Consider the following 14749-nt stretch of genomic DNA (forward strand, 5'->3'; position numbering starts at 1 on the left):
GTCACACGGGTCATCGTGGCACGGCGTTCGACTCCGGGGACCACGTCTGCAGCAACTCGCCAAGGGCGGCGATCCGGGCCCCGACAAGCGGGGCATTCTCGGTCACACGCGCGACGGTGACGGTGGCCTGGACGCCTCCCGCGTCACCGATCGCTGCGGTCACGGAGTCGACTATTTCTGTATGCCGTCCCCACCGTCCGCTGAGGACGACCAGTTCCGGGTCGAGGAGATAGGCGTGGGCCCGGGCGACCTCGCCGACGGCGGCAGCGAGGGATCGGGCTTGCCCGACTCCGTGGTCCAGGTCGTCGAGGAGGGTCTCGAGATCGATGGCCTTGGCGCCCTCGCGCAGGTAGCCGAGGGACTCGACGCAGTCCATGAGGGTGCCACTGGTCGCCCGGTTGCTGCTGCGGCCACTGCCCGCCGCGAGGACGGAGGTGCGGGAGTAAGCGATCTCGCCGGCCAGCCCACGTGAGCCGTGGAGAGGTCGGCCGCCGCTCCACATGGCGGCGCCCATTCCTTCGTCGAGATAGAGGTGGAGGACGTCGTCGACCCCTGCGGCGATGCCTTGTTCGCGTTCGGCGAGCAGGGCCCAGCTGACGTCGTTGTCGACGAGGGGCCGCACGGGGACGACGTCCTTGAGGAGGCGCACGGGGTCGAGCTCGCCGACGAGGAAGGGGCTCTCGGGGAGCTCGACGACCTTGCCGGTGCGACGGTCGACGGGGTCGGCCACGGACAGGGTGAGGGCACGGATCGGGCCGGGGGAGTCAGAGGTGAGCGCCCGGCATACGCCGACGAGCGTTCGGCCCAACGCGCCGGAGGTGACGGGAACGGGGAGTGGGCGCTCCCTGGTGGAGAGGACGCGCCCGTCGAGCGCGATCAGCTCGCCGATCACGCCTTCGGGGCCGGCCTGGATGGCGAGGGCGCACCCGGCGGCATCGTTGACGGTGAGGTAGGTGCCGGCGCGACCTCGACCGCCGGTCGTCCGTCCGCCCTCGACGAGGACGCCGGCAGCGATGAGGCGGGACACGCTCTGCGACACCGTCGGCTTGGAGAGGGTCGTGGCGGTCGCGACGGCGGCGCGGGTGAGCTGGCCCGCAGAGGCGACTGCGGCGAGGACGTGGCGGTCGCTGAGCGAGCGCAACAGGTCGAGCGAGGGGAGGTCGACGGCCACGACCAGCCTTTCGTTAGGAGTCCTTGCAAAGTAGCAGAGATGCGCGCTAACCTTTCGGTAAGCAGTTCAGTCAGGAGTCCTAACCAATTGCCTTCAACGACTTGAGAGGTCGACGATGACCACCACCGACAGCACCGAGACGCGGCCCCTTCCCCACTGGGAGAGCAAGCCCGAGGACGTCACGGGAGCCATCCGCGAGATCAAGGCAGCGCTTCGTGCGCGCATCGCCCGCAGTGGTCGCACCGTCGAGGAGCACTTCGTCGACCTCGAGGCGCGCATCTCCCAGCGCGTCGAGAAGATCAAGGCCGAGCGCGCGGGTGGCGGCGACGTGTGGCCGATCATCGACTTCGCCGACATCGAGTCTGGCACCGTCGCGCCCGAGCTCGTCGCCAAGGTCAAGGAGCGCGGTTGCGCCGTCGTGCGGGGCACCTTCCCGCACGAGCAGGCGCTGCAGTGGGACCGCGACATCGTGGACTACGTCGAGCGCAACAAGTTCTTCGAGAACTACACCGGCCCCGCCGACGACTTCTTCGCCAGCGTGGAGTCCACGCCCGAGATCTACCCGATCTACTGGTCGCAGCCGCAGATGGAGGCGCGCCAGAGCCCGCGCATGGCCGCAGTCCAGGGCTTCCTCAACAGCCAGTGGACGTTCGCATCCCAAGGGACCCAGTGGTTCGACCCCGATCGCGACTCGCTGTACCCCGACCGCATCCGGCGCCGCCCGCCGGGCACCGACTCCGCCGGGCTCGGCACCCACCTCGACACCGGCTCGATCGACCTCTACCTGACGCAGGGCTACCAGGAGGTCTTCCGCCACCTCTTCGACGGCACCGTCGAGAGCTACGACCCGTGGGATGCCGCGCACCGCACCGACGCCGTGAACTACCCCGCGTCGACGATGTGCTCGGCCTTCCGCACCTTCCAGGGGTGGACCGCGCTCTCCGACATGGACCACGACCAGGGCGTGCTCCACACGGTGCCGATCCCCGAGGCGATGGCCTACCTCATGCTGCGCCCCCTGCTCGATGACGTCCCGGACGACGAACTCTGCGGTGTCGCGCACAACCAGACGTTCCCGATCTCGTGGAAGTGGCACCCGCTGCTCATGGAGGCCGTCTCGGGCATTCCGGACGTGCAGGCCGGCGACACCGTGTGGTGGCACTGCGACCTCATCCACTCCGTCGCCCAGGTGGAGGACCAGGTCGGTTGGGGCAACGTCATGTACATCCCGGCCGCGCCGTGGTGCCCCCGCAACGAGGCGTATGCCGCCAGCGTGCGTGAGGCGTTCGAGTCCGGTTCCAGCCCGAGCGACTTCCCGGAGGAGCACTACGAACGCGAGTGGGAAGGGCGCTTCCAGCCCGGGCAGCTCAACGAGATCGGCCGCCGCGGACTGGGTATGACCGACTGAAAGCGCATGACTGACTGAAAGAGCATGACCGACTGAGCAACTGCCTCGCTGACCCCGTCCCCAGCTCACCCCATTGGACGGTTGGGGACGTGAGTCAGGCGTCGACCATGATGGGCGCATGCCGGAGTTCGAGCTGCACACCACGATCCAGGCGCCGTCGCAGGCGTGCTTCGACCTGTCGCTCTCGGTGGACGCGCACCGCGAGTCGATGGGCGACTCGGGTGAGCAGGCCGTCGCCGGGGTCACGTCCGGGCACATGGCTCTGGGCGACGCGGTGACCTGGCGGGCCCGGCACTTCGGCCTTCCGTTCACGATGACCTCGAGCATCACGGCATACGACGCTCCTCATCGGTTCGTTGACGAACAGGTGAGCGGACCGTTCAAGGAGTGGTGGCACGAGCACACCTTCGAGGCGACACCCGATGGCGGCACGCACATGACCGATCGCGTGCGGTTCCGAGCGCCCCTCGGGCCGCTCGGATCGATCGCCGAGACGCTCGCCCTCAACCGCTACCTGCCCCGGCTCCTCGAGGAACGCAACGCCTGGCTGAAGGCCACCTTGGAGTCTGTCTAGGCGCCTTACGCGCCACGGGTGTCCCCAACCGTCCAATGGGGTGGGTTGGGGACTGTTCAGACGCCGCGCATCTGGCGGATCCGCAGGGCCAGCGACAGTGTGAGCCGCAGTTGCGGGTCAGAGGTGAACGGTCCGAGCATCTGCTCGAGCTTGGTGATCCGGTAGCGCAGCGTGTTGTAGTGGAAGAAGAGGAGTCGGGCCGTCTCGGCGACGTTGAGGTTGGTGTCGAGCAGCACCTGCAGGGTCTGCCGCAGGTCGGCATACGACGGCTGGGCGTCGGTCGCCAGCTCACCGAGGGCCTCGTCCACGAACGCCCGCAGGTCCGCGTTGTCGGGGATGAGCGACAGCAGTCGATAGATCCCGAGTCCGTCGAAGTGCATGACCGCCGACTCGCCCTGCATCTGCCGACCGACAGCCACGGCCCGCAGCGCCTCGGCGTAGGCGCGCGGGATGTCGTCCACCGAGTCGACCGGTCGTGACACCCCGGTCGAGAACGTGCGCCGGCCGCCGCCGCCGTCGCCGCGCACGATCTTGACGATCTCGCCGATCGAACGCATCACGGTCTGCTGCTCGCCCTCGCCGCTACAGGGGGCAGGCAGCAGCGCCACGACCTCCTGGGAGAAGCCGGCGACCGGGGCCTTGGGCTCCCGGGTGCGCACGGCCTGCACCCAGGCACGCACGAATCGCTCCTGGAGAGAACGCAGTTCGTCGCCATCGCGGCTGGTCTGTGCGTCGTCCTCGTCGGTCTCTGCAACGACGACGACCATGCGTCGATCGAGGTTCCACCCCAGCGAGGCTGCGTGCGCGATGGCCTCCTCGGGTGCGCCCCCGCGCCCGACGAGCGTGTCGCGCAGGAACTCGGCGCGATACTTCCCCTCGACCGCAGAGACAGCCTGCTCCTTGGTGATCGCCAGGGCAGCGACGGCCGCGGCGCGCTCCAGCCCGTGCACGTCCGTGGTCGTGAGGACCCGGCCGGGCGTGAAGACGGCCAGCAACCCGTGGTCCGACGTGCCCGCGACAATCCGGACCATGGTGCGCTCGGACTTCGCGACGCCGGGAGAGCGCACGCCGACCGGCTCCTCCTCGACGATGAGGCGACCGGTGCGGTCAAAGCAGTCCAGCGCCATGACCTCCGCGACGTCTTCGTCGGACCCGGCCGTGGCGACGAGGCGCCCATCGGTCGTCGTCACGAGCGTCACGCCCGGGAAGAGCCCGACGAGGGCCTGTCCGAGATCCGCGAGGGAGCCGCCGGTGAGCACGGTCTGCACGAGGATCCGGTTGACCTCGTCCTCACGGCGCAGCAGCTCAGCCTGGTGATCGACGACGCGACGCAGGGACGCGATCATCTCCTCGGCTGGCAAGTGCTGAGGCTGAGGGCCAAGATCGTTGGCAACATTTACCATCAGGCCACTGTAGTCACGCTGGCTAGCGTTCCAAGGGTGCATCCGAGATATCCAGCCGCGGCTTCCCCGCTCACTCGGATCCTCGTCGCGGGCCCACGACGCCCAGCGGTTGTGCTCGCAGCATTCCCCACGGCGCTCTATCTCGCGCTCTCCGACGACGCGGCCGGCCACGCCGACGTCCTCCCGATCGTCACGAGCGACGCCCTCGTCCTCCCCACGGCCGTCCGCCTCGCCGACCCCGGCCCTCGTGACTGGGGTGTGTCCGCGGGTGACGTCGTGACGCTCGGTGGTGACGAGATCGCGTTGCCGAGTCACGGCATACGCATCGTTCGTTCGTGGCGACCACGCCGGGTCGTGACTGCATCGTCCCAACCGATGTGGTTCGACTGGGAGCCGCTTCTTGACGAACTCGGACGTGGCGAGGGCCTCACCCCGCGCGCCGACGATGTCCTCTGCGGCGCCCTGCTCGCCGCCCGCGCCCTCGGGATCGCCGGGCCGGACGAGATTCCCGTGGAGCGCACCACGAGCCTGTCGGCTTCCCTCGTCGTCGCCGCACACGCCGGGTATGCCGTGTCCTGCGTGGTCGACCACGTCACCAACGCGGTGGCCGGGTCCTCCGACGCCGACCGCACCCGCGAGCACGTCCTGGCCATCGGCCACACCTCGGGAGCAGGTCTCCTCGAGGGCATCGACCTCATGCTTGACACCGCCAACTGCCCTCTGCCGGAAGGAATCCCGTCGTGAGCATCACCCACGTCGACCTGCGCCGAGGCGCCTACCACGACTCCGTGACCCTGCTCCAGGTATCACGCACGGTCGCCGACGTCGAGGGGGTCGAAGCGGCTCAGGTGGCGATGACGACCGAGCTCAACGTCGAGGTGCTCACCGGGATGGGCTTCGAGATCCCCCAAGGCGCCGGACCCAACGACCTCGTCGTGGCCGTCCGAGCCGTTGACGAAGACGCCGTCGCGGCCGGTCTGGCCGCGGCCGCCAGTGCCCTCAGTGCGAAGGCCGCGCCCAGCGGAGGCTTCGGCGACGCGCCCGCGCCGCGCACCACGAGCGGGGCCGTCCGGGTCGGGGGAGCCGAGCTCGCGCTCATCTCCGTGCCGGGCCGCTATGCGACGACCGAGGCGCTCGATGCCATCACCGCCGGCGCCTCGGTGATGCTCTTCTCCGACAACGTCCCCGTCGAGGACGAGGTGCGGCTCAAGGACGCTGCCGCGGCAGCCGACGTCCTCGTCATGGGCCCGGACTGCGGCACGGCCGTCGTCGGCGGAGTCGCCCTCGGCTTCGCCAACGTGGTCGGGGCCGGCCCGATCGGCATGGTCGCGGCCTCGGGCACGGGCGCTCAACAGGTCATGTGCCTCCTCGACGCGGCCGGTGTCGGCATCTCGCACTGCCTCGGTGTCGGTGGGCGCGACCTCAAGACCGCTGTCGGTGGACGCTCGACCCGTCAGGCCCTCGCCGCGCTGGCAGCTGACCCGGCCACGACCTCGATCGTCGTCGTCTCCAAGCCGCCGGACGAGGAGGTCCTCACGGACCTCGAGGCGTATGCCGCCGGGCTGGGTCTCCCTGTCCGCTGGGCCACGCTCGGCGCTGGTCGACCCGACCTCACCACAGCTGTCGAGGCGGTCCTCGAGGCCGAGGGGCGCGACGTGCCGCAGTGGCCGAAGTGGCTGTCCGACAGCGATCCTGAGCCCGGCTCGGTCGACGGGAGCCTGCGCGGGCTGTTCTGCGGTGGCACCCTCGCCGACGAGGCGATGCTCCTCGCAGCCGAGTCGCTCGGTGACATCCGGTCCAACATCCCCCTTCGCGACGACCTCGCTCTCGGTTCTGACCTCACGGACGCCGGACACCTCGTCATCGACTTCGGTGACGATGGCCTGACCCAGGGCCGCGCCCACCCGATGATCGACCCGACCCTGCGCATGGAGCGCATCGCGGCCGAGGCGCAGGACCCCACCTGTGGGGTGCTGCTTCTCGACCTCGTGCTCGGCTTCGGCGCCCACCAGGATCCCGCGGCTGAGCTCGCCGACGCCATCCGCGCCGCGAAGGGTGTAGCCGCGCGTGAGTTGCCGGTCGTCGTCGCAGTCATCGGCACCGACGGTGACCCGCAGGGCCTGACCCGGACCGGCGAGACCCTCGCAGCGGCCGGCGCCTCCGTGTTCCTCTCCAACCGGGATGCCACCCGGCACGCCCTCACCTTCCTCGGGAGCTCGCGATGACCCAGCCATCCACGACCGCCAGTCCGTTGCGGGGCCTGCTCTCGGTCGAGTCGCCCTCGGTCGCGACCGCCGGTGTCCAGCTCTTCGCCGATGCGCTGCGCGGCCAGGCGGTCTCCGTCGTCGAGGCCGACTGGCAGCCGCCCATGCCCGGAACCGAGGCCGACCTGGCCACGGTGATGGCCGATGCGCGGCGAGCGGAAGCCAACGCGACGGCATACGCACGTATGACCGCCGCAGGCGCCGTCCTCACCGACGTCGTCCAGGCCAAGGACGCCCTCCATCTGGAGCGGGGCACATTCCTGCACGCCGGCCCGCCGCTCGAGTGGGAGCGCGCGTCGGGTCCGATGAAGGGTGCCCTCATCGGTGCCGTCCTCTTCGAGGGGCTCGCCGACAACGCGGAGGAAGCCGAAAAGGCGCTCGCCGCAGGAAAATTCACGCTGGAACCCTGTCACCACCGCGACGCCGTCGGCCCCATGGCGGGCGTCGTCTCGCCGTCCATGTGGATGTATGCCCTGCACGACGAGGTCCACGACGCCTGGTCGTGGTGCTCGCTCAACGAAGGCCTGGGCAAGGTGCTGCGCTACGGCGCGTACGGCCCCGAGGTGATCGACCGGCTCCACTGGATGACCGACGTCCTCGGTCCGATCCTGCAGCAGTCGGTGCGCAGGACCGGCCCCTTCGACATCAAGGCGATCCTCGCCCAGATGCTCCAGATGGGCGACGAGGGCCATAACCGCAACCGCGCGGGCTCGCTCATGCTGCTGCGCGAGCTCCTGCCCGGCATGATCACGGCCGACGCGAGCTCGACCGACATCGCCGAGGCGGTCCGCTTCTCCGGAGCGAACGAGCACTTCTTCCTCAATCTCGGTATGCCGGCCTGCAAGCTGGCCACGATGGCGGCACACGGCATACCCGGTTCGTCCGTGGTGACGACCATGGCGCGCAACGGCACAGACTTCGGGATCCGCGTGTCCGGGACCGGCGATGAATGGTTCACCGGACCGGCCAACACGCCGCAGGGACTCTTCCTCGGTGACTACGGCCCCGATGACGCCAATCCCGACATCGGCGACTCGGCGATCACCGAGACCGGTGGGATCGGTGGGTTCGCGATGGCCGCGGCTCCAGCGATCGTGAAGTTCGTCGGCGGCGACGTGGCGTTCGCGCTGCGGGCGACGCAGACGATGTACGAGATCACGGTGGGGGAGCACCCGATGTTCCAGGTGCCGATCCTGGACTTCCGTGGCACGCCGACGGGGATCGACGTCGTGTCGGTCGTGCGCACCGGGATCCTGCCGCAGATCAATACCGGCATGGCTGGTCGCGTCGCCGGCACGGGCCAGGTCGGCGCCGGCCTGGTGACGCCGCCCGCCGAGTGCTTCCCGGCCGCCCTGGCCGCCCTGGCCGCAGCGACCACCTGAGCAACGCCTCCCCTCCCCGTGCGTCTGCGGAATGGGCGGTTCCAGCGACCCTTACCGCAGACGCAAGGGGGCGCGGCGCCGGTCGAGTGGTCGGCGGGGGCTCAACGTCTGGGAGAATTGACCTGTGACTGCTCAGACACTTGACGGCAAGGCCATCCTCGCGACCATCAAGGAGGAGCTGCGCGGCCGTGTCGCCGCGCTGGCCGAACGCGGCATCACGCCCGGCCTCGGCACCGTCCTCGTGGGCAATGACCCGGGCAGCAGCTGGTACGTCAACGCCAAGCACAAGGACTGCGCGGAGATCGGCATCTCGAGCATCCGCCGCGACCTGCCGGCCGACTCCAGCCTCGACGACGTCCTCGCGGTCGTGCGTGAGCTCAACGAGGACCCCGCCTGCACCGGCTTCCTCGTGCAGCAGCCCACCGGCCTCGACGAGAACCAGATCCTCGCGGCCGTCGACCCGGCCAAGGACGTCGACGGGCTCCACCCGACCAACCTCGGCTGGCTCGTCCTCGGTCAGGAAGCGCCGCTGCCCTGCACGCCCGTGGGGTGCATCGAGCTGCTTCGCCGCTACGACGTGCCGATCGCCGGCGCCAAGGTCGTCGTCGTCGGCCGCGGCATCACCGTGGGTCGCCCCCTGTCGCTCATCCTCACCCGCCGCTCCGAGAACGCGACGGTCATCCAGTGCCACACCGGCACGGTTGACCTCGCCGCCGAGGTTCGTCGCGCCGACATCGTCATCGCCGCGGCCGGTGTCCCCGGACTCATCACCGGCAACATGATCAAGCCGGGCGCTGCTGTGCTCGATGTCGGTGTGAGCCGAGTCGTCGAGGACGACGGTCGCTCGGTCATTGCCGGTGACGTGGCCGCCGACGTCGCGGACGTCGCCGGCTGGGTCAGCCCCAACCCGGGCGGGGTCGGCCCCATGACCCGCGCCATGCTGCTCAGCAATGTCGTCGCGATTGCCGAGAAGCAGGCCGCCCAGGAGCTCACCTCAGCCGAGCACGGGACCGGCTGATGCCGAAGTCCGCAGCCGTGACCACTCCCAGTGCTCCGACCACGACCAACCTGCTCCACTGGACGACGATCTCGCCCGTCCTGGCCCTCATCGCCCTCGCCCTGACCTGGGGCCGCGACATCAACGGCATCGTCGTCGGCGTCATCGCCCTCCTGCTCGGCGGCGCGGTGCTGGCTGCGGTCCACCACGCCGAGGTCGTCGCGCACCGCGTCGGTGAGCCCTTCGGTTCGCTCGTCCTGGCCGTCGCCGTGACGGTCATCGAGGTCTCGCTCATCGTCACGCTCATGCTGAGCGGCGGAGCGGGCACGTCAACCCTGGCGCGCGACACCGTCTTTGCCGCCGTCATGATCACCGTCAACGGCATCCTCGGCCTGTCCCTCCTCGTGGGCTCGCGGCGCTTCGGGATGATCCGCTTCAACGCCGAGGGCACCGGCGGCGCGCTCGCCACCGTGGCCACGCTCGCCACGGTCTGCCTCGTGCTCCCCACCGTGACGACCGGCGAGGTGGGCCCCGTCTTCACGTCGAGCCAGCTGGTGTTTGCGGCCGTCGCGTCCCTCAGCCTGTATGCCGCGTTCGTCCTCACCCAGACCGTGCGCCACCGCGACTTCTTCCTCCCCGTGGGGTCCAAGGGCAAGCCCCTGCCCGAGGACGAGCACGCGACGCCGCCGAGCAACAACCAGGCCTGGTCCTCGTTGGGCTTCCTGTTCCTGTCGCTCGTCGCCGTCGTCGGCCTCGCCAAGGTCGAGTCGAAGTCGATCGAGGAGGCCGTCTCGGCCGCGGGTCTGCCGCACTCGTTCGTCGGTGTCGTCATCGCCCTGCTCGTGCTGCTCCCCGAGACGCTCGCCGCCGTCAACGCCGCGCGCCGCGAACGCATCCAGACCAGCATCAACCTCGCCCTCGGCTCGGCCATGGCCAGCATCGGCCTCACCATCCCGGTCCTCGCGATCGCGACGATCTGGATCGACACCCCCCTCCACCTGGGTCTCGACGCCACCCAGATCACCCTGCTCGCCATCACCATCGTGACCGGTGTGCTCACGGTCGTTCCGGGGCGCGCAACGCGCCTGCAGGCGAGCGTTCACCTCACGCTCTGCGCGGCCTACCTCTTCCTCGCCGCAGTTCCCTGAGGCCCGCACCAACGACAAAGGCCCGCACCCCCCAGGGAGGGGGCACGGGCCGTGAGCCGTGAGCAGCCCCATGGAGCACCTTGCCAGCGCCTCACCGGTGGCGTCCATAGTTCTCACACAATTTTGTGCAATCCATACCTTCGCAACGCAGCCACGCGGCATACGCCCTCAAAAATCCGGGGTATGCCGCGTGCTCGCCCTCAGCCCGGACCTCACCTCACAGGGTGGCGAGGCGAAGGTTCGTCAGCTCCGAGCGGTAGTGGCGCCTGATCCCGACCTTGCGATCGAGGTCCTGGATGATCGCCTTGGCGTAGTCGTGCCCGTAGAGGGCCTGGCAGGAGCCGAGGCCGCCGGGGCTGAAGACGTTGACCTCCATGAGCTTGTTGCCCACGATGTCGAGTCCGACGAGGAACATCCCGTCGGCGACGAGCTTGGGCTGCACGGTCTCGACGAGGGAGAGCATCTCGTCGGTCACGGCCACCTGGTGCGCCTTGCCACCAGCCGACATGTTCGAGCGCAGGTCGTCGCCGCTTCCCTTGCGGCGGAACGCGGCGATCCGGCCCTGGACCTCGAGCGGGTGGCCGTTCATGACGAACATGCGCACGTCACCGTCCTTCGCGGCCGGGAGGTACTCCTGAGCCACCACGTAGCCGTCACGGGCGATCGCCTCGATGATCTGGCTGAGGTTGGGCGACTCCGCACTGTTGACGAGGAAGACCCCGCTGCCGCCGGAGCCCTGCAGCGGCTTGAGCACCGCCCGTCCGCCGATGTCGGAGATGAAGGTCGAGATCTGCTCCTCGTCGCGAGAGATCAGGGTCTGCGGGCGCACCACCTCGGGGAAGTGCTGGAAGTAGGCCTTCGAGAGGGCGTCGGCGAGGTTCGTGGGGTCGTTGACGACGAGGACCCCTGCGGCGGCGAAGAGCTGCCCGAAGGCGACCGCGGCGTTGTTGGCCCACGGCCGTGACTCGGCGTCCTCGGCCGGGTCGTTGCGGAGCATGACGACGTCGAACTCGCCGACCGGCATCTGCTCCTCGATGTCGGGCTTCTGGACGTCGGCGAGGTAGCGCTCGAGCGAGCGGTAGTTCTTCTTCTTCGCGCCTCCTCGGGCACGCGCGGTGAGCGAGCCGTCCGGCTCGAAGGCAAAGTCGCCGATGCCCATGAGGAAGGCTTCGTGACCCAGCTGGGTCGCGGCCATGGCCAGCCTCGTCGTGGTGTAGACGGGCGACTCGCTCAGGACGTCGTTGACGACGAATCCGATCTTCATGGTGCTCCTTGGATGAGTTGCGCGACATCGTCGGCCTGGTCGGCCGCGGCGGTGAGCCTGAGTCGCGCGTCGGGGTCCTCGAGGTAACGAGGGGTCAGTCGGGGAGGGTTGAGCACGCCTCGCTCGTCGAGATCGCGAATGAGAGGCAGGTCCTCGAGTGAGAACTTGCCGAGCCACAGCAGGTCGAGCTCGCCGCCACCGCGGAGGTGGACGAGCAGCTCGACGAGGCCGCGGAGGTAGATGGCGTCCTTGCTGAGGCCGCCCGAGCGATACGCGCGCATGGTCGTCGTGAACGCGCTGTTCTCGGGGAACCCGTCGTCGACGAGGGCACGCCACGCGTCCACGAAGTCGGCCCCGTCGTGCAAGCGGTGCACGGTGAGGACGCGCGCCGCGAGCTGGCGCAGGCGGAACGCCGTGAGCTGGCCGCAGCCGATCTCGGCGAGCACCGCCAGCCCCTCCTGCGTCTCGTCGTAGCCGGCCAGCCCGGAACCGAGTACGCGCACCGGTTGGGCTGCGCCGTTGACCTGGGTGACGAGGTGGGTGCCGACCTCGTGCTGGATGAGGGCGTTGGCCCGCGCCCGCTGAACCACGGCGTCGGGGTCGATGAGCAGCGTGTTGCCGCTGACCATGACGCCGTTGACGTCCTCTCGGACCTCGGCGTGGATGTCGATCTCGGGGTCGATCTCGCGGTAGTGCTCGATCTCGGCCTGCGCGAGCTCGAGGAACTCAGGGGCGGACAGGCTGTCACCGGCTCCCTCGGTGCTGTGCACCCGCGCCAGGATGTTCTCGGCCTGCGCCTGGAGCTCCGGGGAGGCCGCACCGTAGAGCTGGATGCTCAGGGCGCTGAAGTCGTCGGTGTCCCGGGCCTTGAGCATCTCGATCTGGAGCGCCAGCTCGCGCTGCTTGGCGCGCAGCAGGTGGCCCAGAGTGGCGTCCTCGACGGTGGAGACATCGATGTTGTCGAGGGCTTTGGCCAGGACCTCCGGTGCCACCTCCAGCGGACGGTAGGTGAACTCCGGCTCACCGACGCGACCCTGCGCGAACTGTTCGCGGACGTCGTCGGCGTTCGTCGGGGTGACGTCGAGCAGGAACTGCATGCTCGCCGCCGTCTGCGCGAGCGTGTGGTCGATGGCGAGGTCGGCGACCGAGAGAGCGACGCCGCTCATCGAGGGCGTCCCGGCGAGCCGAGGCTGCGCAGCACCGGCTCCACGGTCTCGCCGAGCGCCTGGGCGAGGACGGCGATCCGCGCAGCGTCCGGCTCTCCGGTCCACTCGTCCATGTAGGTCTTCTTGAACTCCAGGGCGAGGGCGACGCCGTGGTCCGGGTAGCGATCGTGCACCCAGGCGCAGAGGTGGGCGCCCTTGAAGCGGACATTCTCGCGGACGTCGATCTCACCACCGGCGGTGTCGGTGCCGGCGAGAGTCGACATGAACGTGTCGACGACGTGGCCCCACCGGTTGCGGTCCAGTGACCCGGTGCCGACGTTGACCTCGGGGTTGTCCTCGCTGGGTCCCTCGGGCTCGTCGGCACCGTCGCGGCGGTGATTGTAGGAGTGCACGTCGTACAGGACGAACGGCCCGCGCGCGGCGACCTCGTCGAGCCGAGCACCCAGCTCGGCATAGAACGCGTCGTGGACGGCGAGGGAGCCCTCGGTCACGTCGTCGGGCAGGGGCGTCTCGTCCCAGACCTCCAGGCCCCAGCAGTCCTCGGGTCGTCGGTAGACGGCCTCGTCGCGCTCGCGGTTGAGGTCGACCTCGAAGCGTGAGCGGTGGACGACCACACGGGCCGGGCACGCGGCCCCGATGAGGTCGGTGAAAGGGTCCTCCTCGCGCAGCCGAGTGGACTCGTCGAGCACCATGTGCCGGGCGGTCTCGGCCCGCAGGTCGTGACCGGTGTGGATGGCCGTGGTGACGAGCTGTCCGGTCCATTCTCCGTCGAAGGTGAAGGCATCTCTGCTGGTGGGAGGCATATTCCATGTCTACCCGACACCGGGACGCCTCGGTGTCGGGAGTGTCATTGGATGTCGTGGTCGGAGTCCGCGCCCTCGCTGTCGCCGGGGTTCTCGTGGGTGAAGAACGAGAAGCCGCCGTCGGTCTCGAGGACGCAGAGCTCGATGTCACTCAGCCGACGGATGCCCTTCTCGCGGGACGCCTCCTGGATGTCCTCGATCGTGATCCGCTCCGAGGCGAGCACGTCGAGCACCGGCTCGCCGTCCCGCACGACGACTCGTGCACGCCCGTTGATGAGCGGGCGCAGGCGGGGGAAGTGGAAGTCGGCCCAGCCCAGGAGAAAGCTGGCGAGCGTAAAGGTCGCGACGGCCAGTGCGGCCGCGGTGAGCGAGTAGTCCTCCTGGACGACGCCTTGGCTCACGAGGTCCCCCAGGGTCACGAGGAGGATCATGTCGAACGCCGAGAGCTGGGCGATCTCGCGCTTCCCGCTGACCCGGATGACGACCCACAGCAGCACGAAGATCACGACCGCGCGCAGGACGGTGTCCATCAGGGCAGCACCCACGTCGTGAACGCGACCGACACGGCCGGCTCGTCATCCTTGAGCACGGCGATGCGACAGGCTTCCCGCCCGCCGAGCTGGCCGGGCGCCGTGCGCGCATCGAGGCTCACGTCGAGCACCGAGCCGGAGGGTGGGTCGAACTCGTAGAGGACCAGACCCGGCGAGGCCGTCTCGGCCGAGGGGTTCGGGTACCAGTTCTGGAAGTCGAAGTGGTCGAACAGTCCCTCGCACACCGAGACCTGCACCGGCCCGGCGAACCCGTCAGCACTTTCGATGCGCACGTGCATCGGGGCAGGCTGCCCGGCACGGGTGATGGAAGCATGCTCGACCGTGAGGTCGTAGCCGCCGCCCGAGGCCTCGACGGTGCTCGTGCGCGGACCCAACAGGCCGAACGCCCCTGCGAGTACGAGAGCCGCCACCCCGGCCATTCCCGCGCCCTTCGCCAACCGCCCGGACGTGCCCCGAGGCGTGGCTGACACCCGCGCTGTGGTCGAGTCAGCAGAACTCACGTTCCGACCCTACGGCGTGATCGCCGCGCGAGACATCGAATGCGCGTGCGGGCAGCGGAACGCAAGCACGCGGCATACGCCGAAAATATCCGGTGTATGCCGCGTGGTCGCGTTGCGC

Annotated in this window: 14 protein-coding genes; 7 read left to right on the forward strand and 7 right to left on the reverse strand. The window is 69.4% G+C overall.

All coding sequences use genetic code 11. From position 1 onward, the window contains the following. Window positions 1-10 precede the first annotated feature (10 nt). On the reverse strand, window positions 11-1171 hold the full coding sequence (locus JNB_RS17525; protein WP_009777864.1) for an ROK family protein: 1161 nt from the start codon (window positions 1169-1171) through the stop codon (window positions 11-13). A 115-nt stretch (window positions 1172-1286) separates the two neighbouring features. Here JNB_RS17525 and JNB_RS17530 point away from each other — a divergent pair, with 115 nt between their 5' ends. Both JNB_RS17530 and JNB_RS17535 read left to right on the forward strand, forming a co-directional pair. Further along, window positions 1287-2579: a DUF1479 domain-containing protein gene (locus tag JNB_RS17530; protein ID WP_009777865.1), complete on the forward strand. Its 1293-nt coding sequence runs from the start codon at window positions 1287-1289 to the stop codon at window positions 2577-2579. A 118-nt stretch (window positions 2580-2697) separates the two neighbouring features. Next, the gene (locus JNB_RS17535) at window positions 2698-3153 is read left to right on the forward strand and encodes an SRPBCC family protein (protein WP_009777866.1); all 456 of its coding nucleotides are present in this window, start codon (window positions 2698-2700) and stop codon (window positions 3151-3153) included. Window positions 3154-3209: 56 nt separating this feature from the next. Here JNB_RS17535 and JNB_RS17540 read toward each other — a convergent pair whose 3' ends face one another. Then, complete coding sequence (locus JNB_RS17540; RefSeq protein ID WP_237700691.1) at window positions 3210-4514, reverse strand: CdaR family transcriptional regulator; 1305 nt, start codon at window positions 4512-4514, stop codon at window positions 3210-3212. Window positions 4515-4592: 78 nt separating this feature from the next. Between JNB_RS17540 and JNB_RS17545 the strand changes: the two genes are divergently transcribed. The 5 genes from JNB_RS17545 to JNB_RS17565 all read left to right on the forward strand — a co-directional run bounded on the left by JNB_RS17545 (window position 4593) and on the right by JNB_RS17565 (window position 10347). Further along, window positions 4593-5300 (forward strand): DUF2877 domain-containing protein, encoded by a 708-nt coding sequence (locus JNB_RS17545; RefSeq protein ID WP_148232495.1) that lies wholly within the window; start codon window positions 4593-4595, stop codon window positions 5298-5300. Then, the gene (locus tag JNB_RS22065; protein WP_009777869.1) at window positions 5297-6781 is read left to right on the forward strand and encodes a hypothetical protein; all 1485 of its coding nucleotides are present in this window, start codon (window positions 5297-5299) and stop codon (window positions 6779-6781) included. Before JNB_RS17545 ends, JNB_RS22065 begins: the two co-directional genes overlap by 4 nt. Beyond that, on the forward strand, window positions 6778-8202 hold the full coding sequence (locus JNB_RS22070) for a DUF1116 domain-containing protein (protein ID WP_009777870.1): 1425 nt from the start codon (window positions 6778-6780) through the stop codon (window positions 8200-8202). Before JNB_RS22065 ends, JNB_RS22070 begins: the two co-directional genes overlap by 4 nt. 124 nt (window positions 8203-8326) lie before the next feature. Next, window positions 8327-9220: a bifunctional methylenetetrahydrofolate dehydrogenase/methenyltetrahydrofolate cyclohydrolase gene (locus JNB_RS17560; RefSeq protein ID WP_009777871.1), complete on the forward strand. Its 894-nt coding sequence runs from the start codon at window positions 8327-8329 to the stop codon at window positions 9218-9220. Beyond that, window positions 9220-10347, forward strand: a complete 1128-nt coding sequence (locus JNB_RS17565) for a calcium:proton antiporter (protein WP_009777872.1) — start codon at window positions 9220-9222, stop codon at window positions 10345-10347. Before JNB_RS17560 ends, JNB_RS17565 begins: the two co-directional genes overlap by 1 nt. 217 nt (window positions 10348-10564) lie before the next feature. On the opposite strand, the gene JNB_RS17570 is transcribed toward JNB_RS17565, so the two are convergent. Genes JNB_RS17570 through JNB_RS17590 form a run of 5 tightly spaced genes read right to left on the reverse strand, consistent with a single transcriptional unit; the run spans window position 10565 to window position 14631 of the window. Next, window positions 10565-11611: a glutathione synthetase gene (locus tag JNB_RS17570; protein ID WP_009777873.1), complete on the reverse strand. Its 1047-nt coding sequence runs from the start codon at window positions 11609-11611 to the stop codon at window positions 10565-10567. Continuing rightward, window positions 11608-12777 (reverse strand): flavohemoglobin expression-modulating QEGLA motif protein, encoded by a 1170-nt coding sequence (locus tag JNB_RS17575; protein WP_009777874.1) that lies wholly within the window; start codon window positions 12775-12777, stop codon window positions 11608-11610. The genes JNB_RS17570 and JNB_RS17575 overlap by 4 nt, the downstream gene beginning before the upstream one ends. Further along, window positions 12774-13580, reverse strand: coding sequence for an N-formylglutamate amidohydrolase (locus tag JNB_RS17580; RefSeq protein WP_009777875.1), 807 nt, complete (start codon window positions 13578-13580; stop codon window positions 12774-12776). Before JNB_RS17580 ends, JNB_RS17575 begins: the two co-directional genes overlap by 4 nt. A gap of 44 nt (window positions 13581-13624) precedes the next feature. After that, entirely contained in the window at window positions 13625-14125 is a 501-nt protein-coding gene (locus JNB_RS17585; RefSeq protein WP_009777876.1) for a DUF421 domain-containing protein, read from the reverse strand. Then, entirely contained in the window at window positions 14110-14631 is a 522-nt protein-coding gene (locus JNB_RS17590) for a hypothetical protein (protein ID WP_148232497.1), read from the reverse strand. Before JNB_RS17590 ends, JNB_RS17585 begins: the two co-directional genes overlap by 16 nt. Window positions 14632-14749: the final 118 nt, after the last annotated feature.

The sequence above is a fragment of the Janibacter sp. HTCC2649 genome, from assembly GCF_000152705.1.
In the GTDB taxonomy this organism is placed as follows: Bacteria; Actinomycetota; Actinomycetes; order Actinomycetales; family Dermatophilaceae; genus Knoellia.